11 protein-coding genes are annotated in these 18,510 nt (G+C 67.1%); 4 read left to right on the top strand and 7 right to left on the bottom strand.

The features are described 5' to 3' along the window. Positions 1–25: 25 nt before the first annotated feature. The 3 genes from Q7X29_RS26300 to Q7X29_RS26290 all read right to left on the bottom strand — a co-directional run bounded on the left by Q7X29_RS26300 (position 26) and on the right by Q7X29_RS26290 (position 5,600). On the bottom strand, positions 26–3,502 hold the full coding sequence (locus tag Q7X29_RS26300) for an indolepyruvate ferredoxin oxidoreductase family protein (RefSeq protein WP_316575675.1): 3,477 nt from the start codon (positions 3,500–3,502) through the stop codon (positions 26–28). A 167-nt stretch (positions 3,503–3,669) separates the two neighbouring features. After that, positions 3,670–4,959 carry a wax ester/triacylglycerol synthase domain-containing protein gene (locus tag Q7X29_RS26295; protein ID WP_316575674.1) on the bottom strand — a complete coding sequence of 430 codons (1,290 nt, stop codon included), beginning with the start codon at positions 4,957–4,959 and terminating at the stop codon, positions 3,670–3,672. A gap of 155 nt (positions 4,960–5,114) precedes the next feature. Beyond that, positions 5,115–5,600 (bottom strand): Lrp/AsnC family transcriptional regulator, encoded by a 486-nt coding sequence (locus Q7X29_RS26290; protein ID WP_218719333.1) that lies wholly within the window; start codon positions 5,598–5,600, stop codon positions 5,115–5,117. Between the two features lie 63 nt (positions 5,601–5,663). Between Q7X29_RS26290 and Q7X29_RS26285 the strand changes: the two genes are divergently transcribed. The 3 genes from Q7X29_RS26285 (at position 5,664) to Q7X29_RS26275 (ending at position 10,308) form a co-directional block, all read left to right on the top strand. Next, a complete protein-coding gene (locus Q7X29_RS26285) occupies positions 5,664–7,319 on the top strand; it encodes an FAD-binding dehydrogenase (protein WP_316575673.1) in 1,656 nt (551 codons plus the stop codon). 420 nt (positions 7,320–7,739) lie between these two features. Further along, positions 7,740–9,584: an asparagine synthase (glutamine-hydrolyzing) gene (gene asnB / locus Q7X29_RS26280; protein WP_316575672.1), complete on the top strand. Its 1,845-nt coding sequence runs from the start codon at positions 7,740–7,742 to the stop codon at positions 9,582–9,584. Between the two features lie 289 nt (positions 9,585–9,873). Further along, positions 9,874–10,308: an ester cyclase gene (locus Q7X29_RS26275; protein WP_218719336.1), complete on the top strand. Its 435-nt coding sequence runs from the start codon at positions 9,874–9,876 to the stop codon at positions 10,306–10,308. Between the two features lie 963 nt (positions 10,309–11,271). Here the strand turns inward: Q7X29_RS26275 and Q7X29_RS26270 are convergent. Then, a complete protein-coding gene (locus Q7X29_RS26270; protein WP_316575671.1) occupies positions 11,272–12,312 on the bottom strand; it encodes a hypothetical protein in 1,041 nt (346 codons plus the stop codon). A gap of 571 nt (positions 12,313–12,883) precedes the next feature. Then, positions 12,884–13,078 carry a hypothetical protein gene (locus Q7X29_RS26265; RefSeq protein ID WP_316575670.1) on the bottom strand — a complete coding sequence of 65 codons (195 nt, stop codon included), beginning with the start codon at positions 13,076–13,078 and terminating at the stop codon, positions 12,884–12,886. A gap of 186 nt (positions 13,079–13,264) precedes the next feature. On the opposite strand from Q7X29_RS26265, the gene Q7X29_RS26260 reads away from it, so the two are divergent. After that, complete coding sequence (locus Q7X29_RS26260; RefSeq protein WP_316575669.1) at positions 13,265–16,705, top strand: hypothetical protein; 3,441 nt, start codon at positions 13,265–13,267, stop codon at positions 16,703–16,705. A gap of 980 nt (positions 16,706–17,685) precedes the next feature. Here Q7X29_RS26260 and Q7X29_RS26255 read toward each other — a convergent pair. Further along, positions 17,686–17,862 carry a hypothetical protein gene (locus Q7X29_RS26255; protein WP_316575668.1) on the bottom strand — a complete coding sequence of 59 codons (177 nt, stop codon included), beginning with the start codon at positions 17,860–17,862 and terminating at the stop codon, positions 17,686–17,688. A gap of 54 nt (positions 17,863–17,916) precedes the next feature. Beyond that, complete coding sequence (locus Q7X29_RS26250; protein WP_316575667.1) at positions 17,917–18,351, bottom strand: hypothetical protein; 435 nt, start codon at positions 18,349–18,351, stop codon at positions 17,917–17,919. Positions 18,352–18,510: the final 159 nt, after the last annotated feature.

The following is an 18,510-nucleotide window of genomic DNA, read 5'->3' as shown; positions in this document are numbered from 1 at the left end:
AGTGGGCGCGCCGCAGGGTGTTTCGTCAGTACTCGATGCCGAGCTCGCGCAGTCTGTCGCGGTACAGCTCGACATTGGCGAGCTTGATGTCCTCGTAGCCGCGCACCACGTCGGGCAGCGCGGCGGCCGCGGTGGCGGTGTCGTAGTTCTCCGGGCGCAGCTCGGCCGCCAGCCGCCGCACCATGTCGGTGTAGTGGGCCAGCAGTTCCCGCTCGACCTTGCGGACGTGGGCATAGCCGAAGGGGTCGAGCTTGGTGCCGCGCAGGAACTTGCCCTTGGCCAGTACCTTCAGCGCCACATGCGATTTCGGCGCCAGTCCGATCTTCTTGCGCCTGCCCAGGGCCCGCAGTACCGGCGGATGCAGCCGGTAGGTGAGCTTCTCGCCGCCGGGGACCTGGGCCCCTACCTCGTCGAGGAATGCCGGATCGACCAGCAGCCGGGCCACCTCGTACTCGTCCTTGTAGGCGGTGAACTTGTAGAGCCCGCGTGCCACGGCCTCGCTGAAGTCGGTGCGGTCGGTGACCTTCCGCTCCGCCGCCCAGGCGATGTCGACGGTCTCGATGTAGCGTCGGGCCACCTCGGCGTTCTGGTAGCCGATCAGGTTCGCCGCCCGCAGCTCCAGGAGCCGCCGCACCTCGCCGTCGAAGTCGGTGTGCGCCAGCAGTTCCACCGGCACCCGCGGGGGAGTGTGTCGCGGCTGCCCCTCATCGACAGCCGCGGCGAACGCGGCCGGATCGGCGACGGCGACCCGCCCCCATCGGAACGCCGCGATATTGGCATCCACCGCGACCCCGTTGATCCCGATGGACTCCTCGATCGCCGCCACCGGCAGCCGCAGCCCACCGGACTGCACGGCCGCGCCGACGATCAGGAAGTTGGCCGCCGCGGTGTTGCCGAACAGGGTCTGCGCCGCCGCGAGGGCGTCGAGGTGGTGCGTCGAACGCGATACCGCCGCGAGCCGATCCAGCAGCGTCTCGGTGGCGGGGTAGGCCACCGACTTGTCGTAGACCATGTCGCCGGTGGGGGTCTGGCTCGTCGAGGCCACGGCCACGGTCCGGGCCGCGTCGCCGTACTGCAGATACCGCGATTCGGTGGCGGTGAGCAGGTCGACGGCGAGCAGGCAGTCCGCGCTGCCCGGGGTCAGCCGGTTGGCCGGCTCCAGCTCCGCACCCGAGAACCGCAGGTGTGAGACCACCGGACCGGCCTTCTGGCTCATCCCGATCTGGTCCAGGCTCTCCACCTCGTAGCCGGCGCGCAGGGCAGCGGTGGCCAAGACCTGATTCACCGTCACGATGCCGGTGCCGCCGATGCCGGCGATCAGCACGTTCTGGGTGCGTTGTGGCGCGCCGAGGCCGGGGTCGGCGACGGTGGGCGGTGCGGTGGACTTGCGGCGCTTGGCCTTTCGGGGCTTGTCGGGCACCGTCTCCACCGTGACGAACGACGGGCAGTCGCCGTCGAGGCAGCTGTAGTCGGTGTTGCACGAGGTCTGATCGATGCGGGTCTTGCGGCCGAACTCGGTCTCGACCGGCTGCACGGACAGACAGTTCGACTTGGTGCCGCAGTCGCCGCAGCCTTCGCAGACCGCCTCGTTGATCACCACCCGGGTGTTGCGCACCGGCAGCGCGCCGCGCTTGCGCTGCCTGCGCGCGTCGGCGGCGCAGTGCTGGTCGTAGATCAGCACGGTGACGCCCTCGATCTCGCGCAGCCTCCGCTGGGCCTCGTCGAGCCGGTCGCGGTGCCACAGCAGCGTGCCTTTGGCGAGCGAGCGCTTCCGGTGCCGCCGAGGTTCGTCGGCGCAGATGATGATCTGCCGCACGCCCTCGGTGGTGAGCTTGTGTGTCAGCTGCGCGACGGTGAGCACGCCCTCCACGTCCTGGGCGCCCGTCATCGCGACGACCTCGTTCCAGAGCAGCTTGTAGGTGATGTTCACCCCGGCCGCGACACACGCCTGCACGGCCAGCTGCCCGGAGTGGAAGAAGGTGCCGTCGCCGATGTTCTGGAACAGGTGCGGCACATCGGTGAACGGCGCCTGGCCGATCCACTGACTGCCCTCCCCGCCCATCTGGGTCAGCCCGGTGACCGCGCTGTCGGCGCGTCCGGACATGGTCACCAGGGTGTGGCAGCCGATGCCGCCGCCGCCGATCGAGCCCTCCGGCAGCGCGGTGGACCGGTTGTGCGGGCAGCCGCTGCAGAAGTACGGCGTGCGCTTGGCGGACAGGACCTCCAGCGGAAGTGCCGGGGGCGCTGCCCTTTTCAGCTCCACCCGGCCGCGAAGGACCCGGCGCAGCGGGGCGAGCAGCCGACCGGCGGTGAGTTCGCCGTCGACCGGCATCAGGCGCGCGCCGCGCTCGTCGTGCTTGCCGAGGACGCGGGGTGCGTCCTGGGTGCCGTAGAGGATGTCGCGGATCTGGGTCTCGATGAACGCGGTCTTGTCCTCGACCACCACGAGCTCGTCGAGGCCGCGGGCGAACTCGGTCACCGCGGCCGCGCCGACGGGGTACGGCATGCCGATGCGCAGCAGCCGGATACCGGCCCGATGCATGGCCGCCTCGTCGACGCCCAGGTCGAGCAGCGCCTGGCGGACCGCGTCGAAGGTGGTCCCGGTGGCCGCGATGCCCAGCTTCGCCCCGGCCGGATCCACCTCGACCACGTCGAGGGCGTTGGCCGCCGAGTACGCCTGCACCATCGCCCAGCGCGGACCGTAGAGGTCCGCCTCGGCGAGCACGCTGTCGGCGGGCGCCGCCATCGGCCGCTGCCGGTAGCCGAACGGCTTGCCCTCCCACTGCACCTCGGGCACGGTGACGGCGAGATCGGCCACGCTCGCGTCGACGGTCCAGGCGCCGTCGGCCACGTCGGCGACGATCTTCAACGCCACCACGCAGCCCGAGGCCCGCGACAGCGCGATGCCCCGCATCCCCAGAGTGATGATCTCCTCGGCATTGCGCGGGAACAGCACCGGCACGCCCAGCGCGGCCAGCGAGCGTTCGCTCACCGCGGGCACGGTCGACGACTTCGACGCCGGATCGTCGCCCACCAGCAGCAGTACGCCACCCCGCGCGTTCACCCCGTACATGTTGGCGTGGCGGATCGCGTCGGTGGCGCGGTCGACGCCGGGCCCCTTGCCGTACCAGACGCCGACCACGCCGTCATGGGTCGCTGTGCCGGCGGGCAGCTCGGCCTGACTGCCCCAGACCGCGGTGGCGGCCAGTTCCTCGTTGAACCCGGGGACGAAGGTGATGTCGTGCTCGGCACGCACCTCCGGCATCCCGAGCAGCATCTTGTCCACCCCGCCCAGCGGACTGCCCTGATAACCCGAGACGAAGGTCGCCACCCGGCGCCCGGCGCGCAGATCGCGCACATGCTGTTCCACGAGCAGCCGCGCGATGGCCTGGACGCCGGTGAGCAGCACCGGTCCGGCTCCGGAGCGATAACGATCGGCGAGGTCGTAGGGCGCGGCAGGCTCGGCCTGCGGCCGGGCGGTCGGACAGACGACGGTGGTCATGGACGCCTCACTGCAACGAAGGAACTTGCTATCGGTGCCGCGAAATCTGCCGTGGGTGGGTGATGGGTGTCAACAGTCAGTCGAAAAGTTGATCAGTCTGCTCAAAAGTGATCTACGCCACTGGGGTGGGGGTGTCAATCTGCTCGAGCGGGGAGACCTTGGTCACATCACGTCTGGTCCGTCTCGCCCGAGTCGCGCCCCACCCGCAGTACGGCGTCGAATCCCGCCGCGACGCAGTCGCGCAGCGCCGGGAGATCGGGAACGGCCGCGGTGTCGGCGTTGATGCCGACACCGCAGATCCCGGTATTCGTGGTGAGCGTGATGTTGAACGACGCGCCGAGCGTCGGGCTGAACGCGTACAGGCGATCGATGCGCGCCCCGGCGAGAAACTGCGGCACCGGGGAACCCGGGACATCCGAGGCGACGAAGTCGATGTGTTCCAGCATGCTCGAGATCAACCGGATCGGGACCCGGTTGAGGACAGCGGCGGCCGCGCCCGAGTAGTGGACGCCCGGCTCGTTCCGCTGGGCGGAAACCGCTGTGTCCACCGCGAGCATCAGGTCGGTGGCATCGGCGATGTCCGCCGGGACCACGAAGCGGGCGAGGCTGATCCGATTGCCGCCGAGGGGATCGTCCGTGGCGCGCAGGCTGATCGGCATGGTCACCCGCAGCCGGTCGACGGTCGCGCCGTGCTGGTCGTGGTAGCGGCGCAGGCCGAGGAGGACCGCGGTCAGGAAGGCGTCGTTGATCGTGCACCCAGCGGTGTGCGCGCTGCGCCGCAACTGCTCGGCGGGAAGATCGAGCACCGCGAGCCTGCGTCCGGTGCTGCGTTCGGTCATGACCGGTGACAGGGTCGAGAGGACCGGTTTGACCAGGCGAGCGAGGGAGGTCACCGCCGTGGCGGCGCCCCGCACGGATCGCACGCGGTGGGCTGGGCCGGAACGCGTGGCGCCGGCCGCCGGTCCGGTGTCCGAGCGGTGCCCGGCTGCCTCGCCATCGCACATCGCGGACAGCATGCGCATACCGCCGACGCCGTCGGTCAGGGTGTGGTGGACCGTCAGCACCAGTGCGGCGGTGCCGTCATCGGGTCCCTGTATCAGCTGCGCTCGCCACAGCGGACGGGCGCGATCGAAGACCGCCATCGCCTCCGCGCGAGCGAACTCGAGCGCCACGGAGGCATCCACCGGGCGGTGAGTTCGCACCTCTCGCAGGTGCCACGACAGGTCGAAGGCCTGGTCCGGTACCCAGTGCGGCGGACGCAGGCCGAGGCGTTCGCCGACCAGCTTGCTCCGGAATCCCGGCACCGCCCGGGTCGCGCGCTCGACCGCGCCGACCAGCCGATCCCAGCCGGGTGCGGAATCGAGGATCAGCACCGCGACGATCGTCGGCCGCAGGATCGGGTTCTGCTGCAACCGCCACGTGAGGAAATCGGTCTCGGAGAGTCGGGACCCGCGCATGGGTGCCTTCTGTCGTCGGTTGGTGCTGTCACCTCCAGCATCGTCGTCGGCCGATCGCCCCGGCCAGGGCCGCAGGTCCCGCAGGCCGAGGTCTTCCGTCGCCGTCGCGGCACCGGTCGGCGACGGCGAGTCGTCGAAGTGGCGACCCGACTCCGCTACGGCTGATTCGGCCGGTGGGTCAGATGGTCGACCAGCGGCAGGCTCCGGTAACCGATCGGGGTGGCCAGCGCGAGCATGGTCTCGGTGTGGTTGACCCCGTCGATGGCGTGTACCCGCTGGATGATCTCCAGCAGGTCCTGCTGTGACCGCGCCGCGATGCGGACCAGCAGATCCGCCCGTCCGGTGGTGGCGTGCACCTCGAGCACGTGCGGGAAACCGCGCAACGTCTCGATGATCGGATCCATCTTGTTCTGATCGAGTTCGACCCCGAGGAACGCGTGCACGGCGAAGCCGATCGCCTGCACGTCGATGTCCGGCGGATAGCCCCGCACCGCGCCCGAGGATTCGAGCCGCTTCATCCGCGCCTGCACCGTATTGCGGGCGATTCCGAGCCGCTGGGCCAGCTCGAGGATCGGCGCCCGTGGGTCCGCGGCCAGTTCGGCCAGCAACGCGGCATCGAGTGCGTCGAACTTGATGGTCATGCCGCATTCTGGCACGGCGGAAGTGTCTCTTCCCCGGGCCGGGACGCGGAGTTACCGTTGATGATGGCCGAATCTGCTGACGTCATCGTCGTCGGAGCCGGACTCGCCGGATTGGTCGCCGCGGCGGAGCTGGTCGACGCGGGCAAGCGGGTGCTCATCGTCGAGCAGGAGAACGCCGGCAATGTCGGCGGACAGGCGTTCTGGTCCTTCGGCGGGCTGTTCCTGGTGAACAGCCCGGAGCAGCGCCGGGTCGGCATCACGGACTCCTATGACCTGGCATGGCAGGACTGGCTGGGCAATGCCGGATTCGATCGTGCGCGTGAGGACCACTGGCCGCGCAGGTGGGCGCAGGCCTATGTCGAATTCGCGGCCGGGGAAATGCGCGGCTGGCTGTCCCAACGCGGCTGGAAGTCGTTTCCGATCGTCGCCTGGGCCGAGCGGGGTGGCTACGGCGCCTACGGGCCGGGCAACTCGGTGCCGCGTTTCCACATCACCTGGGGCACCGGGCCGCGGATCGTCGACATCATCGCGTCGCGGGTTCGCGACGGCGTCGATCGGGGGCTGGTGACCTTCGCGTTCCGCCATCAGGTCGACGAACTGGTCGTCACCGACGGCGCGGTGACGGGTGTGCGTGGCACCGTGCTCGAGCCCTCGGACACGGCGCGTGGTGTCGCGTCATCCCGGAAACCGGTGGGGGAGTTCGAGTTCGGTGCGCAGGCGGTGATCGTCAGCTCCGGCGGCATCGGGCACAACCCGGAGCTGATCCGCCGGAATTGGCCGGCGAGTGCGGGTCGCGCGCCCGAGCACATGCTGGCGGGGGTGCCCGCGCACGTGGACGGGCGGATGCTCGAGATCTCGGAGCGCGCCGGTGCGAGCGTGATCAACCGCGACCGGATGTGGCACTACACCGAGGGCGTCATCGACTACGACCCCGTGTGGCCCAACCACGGCATCCGCATCGCCCCCGGTCCGTCCTCGCTCTGGTTGGACGCCACCGGCACGCGGCTGCCGCCTCCGCTGTTCCCCGGCTTCGACACGCTCGGCTCGATGCGGTACATCAACCGCACCGGCTTCGACTACACCTGGCTGGTGCTGGACCAGCGGATCATCGAGAAGGAATTCGCGCTGTCCGGGCAGGAACAGAACCCGGACCTGACCGGCCGCAACATTCGGCTGCTGCTGGAGCGGGTGAAGAAGGGCGCGCCGGGCCCGGTCGAGGCGTTCAAGCGCAAGGGCGCCGACTTCATCGTCGAGAACGAACTGGACGACCTGGTGCGCCGGATGAACGAACTCGCCGGTGACGATGTGCTCGACGTGGCGAGTGTGCGGCGTGAGGTGACCTCGCGTGACCGCGAGCTCGACAATCCCTTCGGCAAGGATCTGCAGATCGCGGCGATCCGCGCGGCGCGCGCCTACCGCCCCGACAGGCTCATCCGGGTAGCCGCACCGCACAAGCTGCTCGACCACGAGGCGGGCCCGCTGATCGCCGTCCGCCTGCATCTGCTCACCCGGAAAACGCTGGGCGGCATCGAAACCGACTTGTCATCCCAGGTCCAGCGACCGGACGGGACGGCGGTCGAGGGCCTGTACGCGGCGGGTGAGGTCGCGGGATTCGGCGGTGGCGGGGTGCACGGGTATCGCGCGCTGGAGGGCACGTTCCTGGGCGGCTGTCTCTTCTCCGGACGGGCGGCGGGCCGCGCGGTCGCGGGCCGGGTCTGAGGCGGCCCCGCGGATCGGCGCAATAGTGTCGCGCACCAGAGTTCCGCTCTCGTCGGGTGATTCCCTGAATGGTGTCGAGTCGAGCGCCTTGACGCACGAAGGTCGAGCGCATATTTTGGGCTGCGGGCTTTGAGGCGAGGGGGAAAGAAAACTGGAGTCCGCGCTCGTCGTCTGAGCTGAGTCGGGCATTCTCTTGGGTTCCGGTCATTGCGCGGCCGTGCCCCGTGTGCGTTCGATGGGGGTGTGTGGCGGCGGGCTCGGCGAATTCGATAGGTGGCGTAGCTAACCATGTCGGCCCCGTGTCGAGGGCGCGATCCGGTTGGTGGCCAACCGGTTTCGCCCCGGCGGTGACCTGCCGGGCGCCCCTGCGCACGCGCGTCGCCGCATTCGCTCGGTCATATTCTCGGAGGTTGAAAACAAATGTGTGGAATTGTCGGATGGGTCGACTTCTCGAGAGATCTCGAGACGCAACGATCGATTGTTCGGCGAATGACGGAGACGATGCTCCTGCGCGGACCGGATGCCGGCGGGGAATGGATTTCCCGGCACGCCGCACTCGGGCATCGTCGATTGTCGGTCATCGATATCGAGGGCGGTGTCCAGCCGATGGTCCGCGATGACGTCGTGTTGACCTACAGCGGCGAGATCTACAATTTCCGGGAATTGCGGCAAGAATTGGAAGGCGCGGGTCACCGGTTCACGACCAAGAGCGACACCGAGGTGGTGCTGCGCGCCTACCTCGCGTGGGGCATCGCCTGCGTCGAGCGCTTCAACGGCATGTTCGGGTTCGCGATCTGGGACGAGCGCAGCCAGGAGTTGTTCCTCGTGCGGGACCGGGTGGGCGTCAAACCCGTCTACTACTACCCGACCCCCGACGGGATCCTGTTCGGCTCCGAGCCCAAGGCCATCCTGGCCAACCCGGCGGCCGAGCGAAAGGTCGATGTCGACGGTTTCGCCAGTTTCCTTGTGTTGCAGGCGAATATGTCGGGCCAGACGCCGTTCGACGGTCTGCTGGAATTGCAGCCCGGCGAATACCTGCGGGTCGGCAGAGCGGGAATCGAGCGGCATCGCTACTACCGGTTGACGGCCCGCCCGCACGAGGACGATCTCGACACCACCGTGGAGACGGTGCGCGCGTTGCTGGCCGACATCGTGGAGCGGCAGCTGGTGTCCGACGTGCCGATCGGCACGCTGCTGTCGGGCGGCATCGACTCGAGTCTGCTGACCGCGCTGGCGACTCGATCCAACACCGCGGCCGATGTGGTGCGGTCGTTCTCCATCGATTTCGTCGGGCACGCCGACTTCTTCGAGACCTCCGCCGACATCCTGCGCGCGACCGAGGACGCGCCCTTCATCCGCGAGGTGGTCGACTACGTCGGCTGCAAGCACGAGGGCATCGACGTGGCGACCGCCGCGCTCTGTGACCCCGACGTCCGGCGCCGGGTGCTGCGGGCCTGGGATCTGCCCAACCACCTGGGCGACATGGACGTCTCGCTGTACCTGCTGTTCCAGGCGGTGCGGGAGCGCTGCACGGTGGCGATCTCCGGGGAAGGCGCCGACGAGGTGTTCGGTGGGTACCCGTGGCTGCACGACGAGAAGGTCCTCGACGTGCCGATCTATCCGTGGATGGCGTTCCAGCTGTTGCAGGGGACCCCGTCGACGTTCAGCCTGTTCGACGGCGGCGTGCTGGCGCGTACCGGCCTGTTCGAGCGCATCGGCGGGATGTACGCGCAGGGCATCGCCGAGGCGCCCCGCCTCGACAGCGAATCACCCCAGGACGCGCGGATGCGGGCGGCCAACTATCTCGACCTCACCCGATTCATGCGGCCGCTGCTCGACCGCAAGGACCGCATGAGCATGGCGGTCGGGCTCGAGGTCCGCGTCCCGTTCTGCGACCACCGCCTGATCGACTACCTGTTCAACGTGCCGTGGTCGATGAAACAGCGCCCGGGCGAGAGCAAATGGCTGCTGCGCGCCGCCGCCGGTGATCTGCTGCCGGACGCGGTGCGCAACCGCCCGAAGTCGGTCTTCCCGGCGACCCTGGACACCGGCTACGACGACATGCTGCGCAAGGGCCTGAACGAGGTGCTGACCGGCGCCGACGAGCCGATCCGGGAGTTCCTGAACGTCGACGCGGCCACGGCGATCGTCGACGGCACCGACACCGCGGGCAGCGGCTCGTGGGCCCGCCTTCGGACCGAGACGATTCTGCGCGCCAACGCCTGGATCAAGGAGTACGACGTCGATATGAGTGCGCTGACCTGACGGCGGTGCGCCGGGGAGTCGCGCTCTCCGGCGCCCCTTACCTCGCGGAGAAAAAGGGCGCACAATGATTCCGTACACCGGCTTCAAGGTTGCGACCGACGGGTAGCCGAATCTCTGCCGGGCTGGACTCCGGCGGGCATCGTGCCGGCAGTGTCTTCGTATCGGGTAGTGACGATTGGCTTCGCCGTCGGCATCGCGCACACCCCACTGAACGCCGGGCGCGGCGAACGCTGCCTGTAGCGACTGCGAGCCTTCGCCGGTTCGGCGTAACTACTGGATAGGACACGCCATGTCAGAGCAGAACAAGGCTGCCGCCAAGCGCATCTTCGACGCGTGGAACTCGCGCGACCTCGACGTTTTCGACGAGGTCATTGCGCCCGACTGCATCAACCACGATCCACAGAACCCCTTCGCCGAACTCCATGGACCCGACGGCCTGAAACGACTCGCGCAGATGTATCTCGCCGCGTTCTCGGATCAGCGTTTCCTGGTCAACGAACAGATCGCCGAGGGCGACTTCGTGACCACCCGATGGACCGGGACGGGAACCAACGACGGCGAGATGATGGGCATGCACGCCACTGGGAAATCGGCGGTCGTGCAAGGCATCACGGTCAATCGCTTCCAGGACGGCAAGATCATCGAGAGCTGGGCCTGCTGGGACACGCTCGGCATGTTGCAGCAACTCGGCGTCGTCCAGGCCGCCCACTCCGCGACAACCTGACCGCCCCACCGTCGCCGCTCGCGCGGAGGCCGCCACTGCCTCCGCGCGTCGTACTCGCAGCCCTGCTGACCGGGCCCTTCGTCGCCGATGCGGGAATACCGAGGGACGACGCACGCGTTGAGGATCCTGGGTAAATCGTCGAAAAATCGTAGAGAGCAGGGGTGGACCCCGAAGATGCCCAGGTCAGCGGTGGTATAGGCTTTGTCGGTCATGAATTCGGCGCAGCGTTTCCGCAGGTTCCCGAAAATGCTCGACCCTTCCCATAATTTCCCTGTTTGCGCAGGTAGATGACGCTCTGGTAGTCCCGAAACCACCGGACCATTCCCGAAAGTTCCTGTGCAAACACGCTTGCAGATCGTAGAAAAATCGTAGAAACGCCGTCGACGGAAGCCGGTAGCGCGCGACCGAATTGTGACGTCATTGGAACCAGTATCCATCTCGAGACGTTGGCGAGAGCTACGAAGCCTGGATTAGTGAGAGTCGCAACGGGGGTGGTCGCAGGTTCGAACTCCTGCGTGAGATTCCTATGATTCTGATGGTCTCCATCCTCTGGGTACCGACTGGCTTCTGCCCACGCCGTCAATGGGGAGGGAAGACCGGCGGTCGCGGCGGAGATCATGAGATACCTGAGCCCCTGAGTAGGGGGGCAGGGGCTCGAGTAGCCTTAGCTCCACGTGAATAACAGGTCAGGCCCGGTCTAAGACCGGGCCTGACCTGTTTATTCGGGCCTGACCCCACGCAAATCCCCCGTTTGGTTATTTGCTTGATGGGTGTAGCACTGCGGAGCGCTCCATTCGCGGTACCGCTGCGCCGCAACGGTCGATGTGGCGGCAATCGGCAGCGAGACCCTGTCTAGGGGCCGCACTAGCGATTGGCCCGCGCGCTGCCGATCGCTGGCGACGACGTTAGGGCAAACGGGGCGGCGCCAATCATTGTCGAGGCCGCGTAGGGCGGGTGGTTGTGTCATTCGACCAGCCGGTGGGCCTCGTTTGCGTGATAGCACAGAGGCGGCTGTGGCACCTGTGCGGTCGGTGGCAGGGCGCGGTTGAGCCATCGGGTCCCGGATCCGAGCGCGCGAAACTGGGGGCGAAGGTCGGAGTAGTAGCGAGGGCTCTCGTGGCCGAAACGCAACTGAAGGACGGGCTCGTCGCGGCCCGGCTGGGTGAGCTCGATCCAGCACATCGAAGGAGCTGACCGTGATGCGCGGCAGTAGCATTCGTGTCTGTGAACAGTCAGCGGTAGACCCCAGGTTCGGTCGGTTAGGCGGTCGATGAACTCTTGATGGTAGGCACCGGCTTCGACCGCCGATACGAATTCGATCTTGAGTTTGCGGTCCATCGTCCACCCCTTGAGATAGAACGCATTGGTTGCGGACTGGAACAGTCTCGCGCGTCTCAACAGTGCTGATCCGAGCCAGTCGAGGTGCCCATGGACGCTGGCCTCGGATCGCATGTAGCTGCGCTCGTCGTCCGCCACGCGGGGCTCGTCCCATAACGGCTGCATGGACGCGTCCTCCATCTGAATCCGTGTTGCTGCGAGGATGGGTTGCCATCGCGTTCCCTGTGCGCATCTCAGCCTGATGGTTGCGGTCTCGCCGGCTAGGGTCAGTACGAGTTCGGTTGTGTGTATCTCACGGACGCGCAAACCCGGAATTCCTGTGACAAATGACCCGTCGGCTTCGGCGAACGGTGCGAGACATGAGAAGGCGCGTTCAGCTGCGTCGTATCTCTCGTCGAACGCGGCGGCGTAGACATCGAGGTGAATCGTCACAGAGCCATCCGGCTGCGGCCGAACCCGGGTGATCGCGAACGGGTGTTTGGTCCACAGCCGGATGTCGGCCAGCGCCGTGAAGATCCGGGACTCCAGTCGAGCGTGTGCTCGATCAGCTGCGGGAAGCGGTGCTACCCGATCCAGGCGAACTCCACTCCTTGCGTACTGGAATGATTCTCCGGTGTAGTGCCTGTACGTGCGGAGGTCGTCAGCGACCCGGCCCTTTGCGGACATGTCGACTCCAGCTCAGACACCGCTGCCCCGAGGTGACCGGCGTGGTCAGCGCACTCTGAAGAGGGCGCAGCGAGTGGACACATACTGAAAACCGGCGGAGCTGAACGCTTCTTCATCCCTGATCGGCGTACGAACGGGGCAGCTGCACGCCGGGGAAAGGCAGTCCTTGAGGCCATGGCAAATCTGCATGAGCATCTTCGGGCAGTCAAGGACCACCGCGCGGCGTGTTTGGTCGTCTTGCCGAGCGGCGTCGGCGTAGCCGGCCGCCGCGGCACTGGCGAAACGGAAACTGTTCTCTGGCGTCGTACGTCCAGCGTTTGGGTACCGGGCAGACCTTGGCTCGTCCAGAACCGTGTTCTGGCCTAGCTGAGGTGTGCTCGAACCGCCTCGCGTGGTCAGCCAACCCGAGAGGCGTTGAGCCGTGCCCATGGTGGCGAACCCGGCGCCCGGACCCGCTGAGGAGACTCCGTAGTCACAGGCAGAGTGGGGTCAGGGCACTAGGGCGGTCTCTATCCCCGCCGTCGGTGTGGGCGAGTGGGCTAGACGTGAGGATCGATCCGGTGGTCGCGATTTACAGGGCTCCGAGGTAAGCCATGACCAGCAGTACGAAGCTGGATGCGGTGGCGAAGCCGATGCCGCCGTCGCGGATCGCCACAGTGATGTGTTCGCCTCCGAAATGGGCCAGCAGTGCTGCGATGATGCCGACGATGAAACCGATCAGGCCGGCAATGGTAACCAGCAGTGCCTTGCGCTGCATCTGGTTCATAGGATCCTCCATGGGTGAGGTTCGGGTCGGGGCCGGATCCCAGAGAACCGTGACAGGTACCGCCGTATCGACCCGATTCGCTGGCTAGAGTGCGTGAATGCGCATGTCATACAGGGGTTCTCGCGAGTCGAGACACTTTCGAGTCGATTCGAGTCGTACCGAGCAACACCTGTGCGAGGATCAGCGGTGATCGGATCGGATGCACGGTCGGCGTTCTTCGCTGAGCTCGATGCATTGCGATTGGCTGCCAACAAGGGGCGGCGACCGCTCGCGGTGCAGAAGATTGCTGACGGCACCGGTATCGCGGTCTCGACGCTGTATGGCTGGTTTCCTGCCAATGATCCGCAGAAGCGGACGGTGCCGCGCATCGATCACCAGTTCCTTGCGGTGATCGAGTTTCTGCTGCGGGAAGCCGGAGCTTTGGCGTCACAGCAGAGACTGGATGGCAAGACCTGGCGGGACTGGCTGAAACGTCGCGACGCCGCGGACGATACGAACGGCCCCGCCACCCGTGTCCGGTCGTTCTACACAGCGAAGGTGCGGGAAGGTTTCGCACCGCTCGGCGGGTTGCAGGACCGGGGTACCGAACGGGCGATGTTGACCGGCTTCTGTGCTGGCCCGGAACGGTATCTGTGGATCCAGGCGGATCCGTGGGCAGGGAAGACAGCGCTGTTGTCGACGTTCTTCCTCGACCCGCCCCCTGGTGTGACGGTGATCGGGTTCTTTATCACCGACCGTATGGGTGAGAACGGCCATGTGAAGTTCACCGACACCGTTCTCGACCAACTGAAAGTACTGCTGCCCGATCAGCAGGAAACGATCGCACGGGAAACGGTCAGCCGAGACGGACTACGCGCCGAATTGCTCACGACCGCCGCCGAACGTGAGGCCGCCAGCGGGCGACGGCTGGTGTTGGTGGTCGACGGCCTCGACGAGTACGCCGGAACCGATCGAACCCCGATCACGGACCTGCTCCCGGCTCGTGCGCACGATAACCTGCAGGTCATCGTCGCCAGCCGCTACGGACCCGAGATCGTCGTACCGGCCCACCACCCCCTGGCCACAGCCACCCGCTACGAACTCACCAAATCACGCTTCGCCACCGACTTCGAACAACGCGCCCGAACCGAACTGACCATGTTGCTGTGCGGGGATCCCGTTCATCGAGACCTGGTCGCGTTGATCACCGCCGCGAAAGGCCTGACCCTCCGTGAGATCGCCGAACTCACCGACCTGGCACCTTTCGAGATCGACCTGCTGCTGCTTCACCGCGCTGGGCGGAGCTTCCGCACCAACCTTGTGCCTGCAACTCGTGACACTCCCGAGGAACTGGCATACGTCCTAGCCCACGACACCCTGCAAGACATTGCCGAAGACCAGCTCGGCACCCAGTTGCGCACCGCGATTGGACGACTGCACGTTTGGGCTGACCGCTACCGAGAAAGAGGGTGGCCGCCCCAAACGCCTGATTTCCTGCTGCGCCGCTATTTCGATGTCCTGAATCAGCGCATAGACCTGGCCCGCACAAGCATCTTGGCACTGGACTCCATCCGTCACGACCGGATCCGTGCCCGCACGGGTGGCGACGTGATCGCACTGAACGAGATCCGTGCGGTACAGCAATGCGTCTGTGACCAACCCGACCCTGATCTCCTCACCACAGCCCGCCTGGCCCGCTACCGCGACCGCCTCACCACGTCCAATGACAACATTCCCACCAAGCTGCCCGCTATCTGGGGCGAACTCGGCCAACCAGATCGCGCGGAAGCCCTCGCCCGCTCCATCACCGCGCAATGGGAGCAGGCCGGGGTGCTCGCTGAGGTCGCGGCCGTGATCGCCCGGACTGATCCGGATCGTGCCGAGGCCCTCGCCCGCTCTGTCGCCGACCCGCGGCAGCAAGCGCAGGCGGTCGCTGGGGTGGCTGCCGTGATCGCCCGGACTGATCCCGATCGCGCCGAAGCCCTCGCCCATTCCATGACAGACCCATGGCAGCATGACCGGGTGCTCGCTGAGGTCGCGGCCGCGGTCGCCCGGACTGATCCCGATCGCGCCGAGGCCCTCGCCTGCTCGATCTCCGATCCAGAGCAGCAGGCCTGGGCTCTCGCTGGGGTCGCGGCTGAGGTCGCCCGGACTGATCCAGACCGTGCCGAGGCCCTCGCCTGCTCGATCTCCGATCCAGAGCAGCAGGCCTGGGCTCTTGCTGGGGTCGCGGCTAAGGTCGTCGAGACCGATCGCGGCCGTGCCGGTCACATCACCGACCGCGCCGAAACCCTCACCCGTTCCGTCTCCAATCCGTGGCAGCAAGCCCGGATGCTCGCTGAGGTCGCGGCCGTGATCGCCCGGACTGATCCCGAACGTGCTGAAGCCCTCGCCCGCACTATCCCCGACGCAGAGCAGGAACCCTGGGTACTCGCTGCGGTCGCGGCCGCAGTGGCTCGGACCGATCTCGACCGTGCGGAAGCCCTCGCCCGCACTATTCCGGATCTATCGAACCAAGCGCAGGCACTCGCTGGGATCGCGGCCGTGATCGCCCAGACCGATCTCGACCGTGCCGAAGCCCTCGCTCGTACCCTCCCTGACTCTCGGCATCAAGCCCAGGTACTCGCTGGAATCGCGGACGCAATTGTCTGGACCGATCCCGATCGCGCGGATCACATCGCAGACCGTGCCGAAGCCCTCGCCCGCAACGTAACCGACCAATGGCATCAAGCCCGGGTCCTCGCTGGGGTCGCGGCCGCGGTGGCCCGGACCGATYCCGATCGTGGCGAGGCCCTCGCCCGCTCTGTCGCCGACCCGCGGCAGCAAGCGCAGGCGGTCGCTGGCGTCGCTGCTGGGATCGCCCGGACTGATCCCGATCGTGGCGAGGCCCTCGCCCGCTCTGTCGCCGACCCATGGCAGCAAGCGCAGGCGGTCGCTGGCGTCGCTGCTGGGATCGCCCGGACTGATCCCGATCGTGCAGGTCGCATCGCCGAGCGTGCCGAAGCCCTCGCCCGCTCCATGACAGACCGATGGCAGCGGGACCAGGTTCTCGTTGAGGTCGCGGCCGTGATCGCCCGGACCGATCCCGACCGCGGCGAAGCCCTCGCCCGCTCCGTCGCCGACCGATTGCATCATGTGCAGGCGCTCGCTGGGGTCGCGACCGTGATCGCCTGGGCTGATCCCGACCGTGCCGAGGCCCTCGCCCGCACCATCTACGATCCCGAGCGGCAACCTTTGGTGCTCGCTGACGTCGCGGTCGGGATTGCCCAAACTGATCCCGATCGTGCCGAGGCCCTCGCTCGCTCCATCCCCGACCCATGGCATCAAGCCCGGTCGCTCAGTGCGATCGCAGCCGTGGCCGCAAAGAACGATCACGGCCAGACCTGGTTCTCCAATCCTGCAGCTCCTACGTTCCGTAGCTTTTCCCCCGGACCCGCGTCAAGTCCATTGCACAGCCGAAGCAAACGACTACTGGCACTCGCCTGGTCTGTCGCCGGATGGGAGATCCCGGTACAGGCTCTATCCTTCGTTGATCCGACGGTATTGCGGGCATTGGCGGACGACCTGCTGGGCAAATCCGAGGACAGCAGCTGTCTACTGGGTGTTGAGCACCGACGGACAGTCGAGACTGAGGCACATTGCGACTAGGCCAGATCCGAATTTGCTGACACTTGTCCTGAACCACCTCGGCATGCACGACGGCAAGGCTGCCCCCGACGCCGTGAGAGCTCTCGCGCAGAAACTGCCCGTCGGCACGGCTTGCCAGGTCCTGCCAGGCGTCGCGACCATTTCGCGTTCATCGCCCGTGAGCGCTTCGCCGGTCCGCCGGTCGTGCGCGAGGCGGTGCGGCTGCAACTGGCGCTGTTCGAGAGCGAACTCGCCATTGACCTCGCGCGATTGGCGCCAGCGTCAATAGTGAGCATCTTGAGGAATTCCCGGGCCTGAGCAACGACTGGATCGCCGTCGGCGCTACTCATACCGATGATTCGACCGGACGGCGGCAAGCTCAGGCCTCTAGCCCGTTGCCGCTGGCTGGGGAACCCGCCGGATTCGGATGACTTCACTGCTGTGTCCTGTTCGTGAAACGCGATCGCGGCGGGCCCCGAGATCGGTCGGGCACCTGTGCCGATCCCCGGCAGTACGGCACCAACAGGCATGTCTTTCCTGGCGTCGAGCAACCACGCTACGGCGACATTCCTGCGCGAATCCGGTGCACATCGTGCGGGGCGCCATGGCGGCGGCCTATGTGGACGGGCTCGGCCGTCCGCGTGAGGCCCTGGACCGGGTCGTCGAGGTTGGCCGCGGTGGCGGCGCGATGGCCCGATCGGGATTCCACGGCCGCGGGTCGTTTGGTTCGGGGTGCTCGGCGGTCTCGGCGACCAGCACTCCGTTTCGAAGGGCGGAGTGGCGGATTCGTTCGTTTGGCTTCGACCCGGTGTACGGCGGGGCCGGGCCAGCGGAGCGAAGCGGGTGATGTCGGTATAGCTGAGAGTGACGACGATGGCCTCATCGGCGCCGGGCCAGTATGCATCGCCGACCCACACCGACAGGACCCTGGTGAGGTCGGTCTGCCTAGTGTCGGGTCAGTGGCAGCGATCGTTGGCGTCCGGATGTGGCCGTCGTCGCCATCAATAGCCGCAAGGTTCATCGGTGACCGACGCTCCGATCGGGTGCTGCAGATGCGGGTGCCAGCGCTGACGTAGCACTTTCAGGCCGCGATCGACCTGCCTCATACGGGCCTGAATATCGGGATCGTCGGGGTCGTAGCCCGCCTCGATCAGAGCGTCACGGTCTTCAGGGGTCATGTCAGGTTGGACGTAACGTGCTGGTGTCGGGCTCCCGGCAATTCGGACGACTTCCTACAGGTCTTCGGCGATGCCGAGCATGCGTTGCTCGGCATCGTTCGGGGTCGGGCCGACCCAGTGCAGCATTGGGTCGTCCGGGCGGGCATCGATGATCGGGTGACGGCGGCGCAGGCAGTTGCCGATCACGGCGGCGATCCGGTCGGCGCCCTCGACGATGGGCGGGCGATGCTCAGGAGCGGGCGGCCAGTGGGAGGTGAGAAGGGAGCCGGCCGCTTTGATCGCGGTGACCGCGCGATGGGAGCGGGCAAGGACGAGCACGGCGGGCGTGGCGGGATCGGCTGTGGCGAGGTGGTGCTGGGCGTGGTCGCGCATGGCAAGGATCCCACCGGCGTCGGGAGAGTCTTCGGCCCGCCGTGGGGCGCGGTAGGCGGCGATGTCGGCGGGTTCGCGTTGGCTGCTTATCCGGATCTTCTCCGGCGGGGAGTCCACCTCGCCCCGCGAAGTCTTCCGGGGCCCGTCGGTTGGATCGGCCAGGTTCGGGAAAGGTGTTGTGGTACTTGCGACTGCGGCCGTTTTGTCCTCGGTGCCGGTTGATCACGTGGGGATCGGTACGGCTCGGAGTCAGGACCGTTCACGGGCCCAAGCGTG

This window comes from Nocardia canadensis (assembly GCF_032656385.1).
GTDB lineage: Bacteria > Actinomycetota > Actinomycetes > Mycobacteriales > Mycobacteriaceae > Nocardia > Nocardia canadensis.
Note: the sequence above shows the minus strand (reverse complement) of the source record. Positions and strands in the feature narration are given on the sequence as shown.

Coding starts and splice junctions, on each gene's coding strand:
- Q7X29_RS26300 (WP_316575675.1), bottom strand. CDS start 3,502: ATGACCACCGTCGTCTGTCCGACCGCCCGGCCGCAGGCCGAGCCTGCC.
- Q7X29_RS26295 (WP_316575674.1), bottom strand. CDS start 4,959: ATGCGCGGGTCCCGACTCTCCGAGACCGATTTCCTCACGTGGCGGTTG.
- Q7X29_RS26290 (WP_218719333.1), bottom strand. CDS start 5,600: ATGACCATCAAGTTCGACGCACTCGATGCCGCGTTGCTGGCCGAACTG.
- Q7X29_RS26285 (WP_316575673.1), top strand. CDS start 5,664: ATGGCCGAATCTGCTGACGTCATCGTCGTCGGAGCCGGACTCGCCGGA.
- asnB (WP_316575672.1), top strand. CDS start 7,740: ATGTGTGGAATTGTCGGATGGGTCGACTTCTCGAGAGATCTCGAGACG.
- Q7X29_RS26275 (WP_218719336.1), top strand. CDS start 9,874: ATGTCAGAGCAGAACAAGGCTGCCGCCAAGCGCATCTTCGACGCGTGG.
- Q7X29_RS26270 (WP_316575671.1), bottom strand. CDS start 12,312: ATGTCCGCAAAGGGCCGGGTCGCTGACGACCTCCGCACGTACAGGCAC.
- Q7X29_RS26265 (WP_316575670.1), bottom strand. CDS start 13,078: ATGAACCAGATGCAGCGCAAGGCACTGCTGGTTACCATTGCCGGCCTG.
- Q7X29_RS26255 (WP_316575668.1), bottom strand. CDS start 17,862: ATGACCCCTGAAGACCGTGACGCTCTGATCGAGGCGGGCTACGACCCC.